Source organism: Lentzea kentuckyensis, from assembly GCF_002150765.1.
Lineage (GTDB): Bacteria > Actinomycetota > Actinomycetes > Mycobacteriales > Pseudonocardiaceae > Lentzea > Lentzea kentuckyensis.
The window spans coordinates 987-1516 of record NZ_MUYM01000201.1; the positions used below are offsets into that span (position 1 = coordinate 987).

At 70.4% G+C, this 530-nt stretch carries 1 protein-coding gene; it reads left to right on the forward strand.

Annotated features, from left to right (window positions below; all coding sequences use genetic code 11):
- Positions 1 to 12 precede the first annotated feature (12 nt).
- A partial coding sequence (locus B0F77_RS45840; RefSeq protein ID WP_483868459.1) for an MmyB family transcriptional regulator occupies positions 13 to 530 on the forward strand: 518 nt, incomplete at its 3' end.

Consider the following 530-nt stretch of genomic DNA (forward strand, 5'->3'; position numbering starts at 1 on the left):
GCAGGAAGGCCGATGCCACCGACCCACAGCATCTCCGCACACGTGGCGCCGGCCATGCTCGCGTTGCTCGACAGGCTGGACGGAACCCCGGCGCGCATCATCACCGACCTGCACGAAACCCTGGTGCAGAACCGACTCGCCACCGCCCTGCTCGGTCCGGCGACCAGGGAGAGCTTCCTGTCCCAGTGGTTCACCGACCCCGCTGTTCGCGCCGTCTATCCCGAGGACGACCACGCGCACCACTCGAAGGTCCTGGTGTCCGACCTCCGCGCCGCGGTGGCCCGGCACGCTCCGTCCGGCCCGGCTGCCGCGATGGTCACCAAGCTCCGGCACGCCAGCGCGGAGTTCGCTGCGCTGTGGGACACCGGCGACGTCGCGGTCCGCCGCGGAGAACGCAAGCGGATCGTCCATTCCGAACTCGGCATCGTCGACGTCCACTGCCAGAACCTGTTCAGCGAGGACGGGCAGCAACGCCTGCAGTTCTTCACCGCGCCGCCGGGCGGCTCCGCCGTCGACCAGCTGCGCCTGCT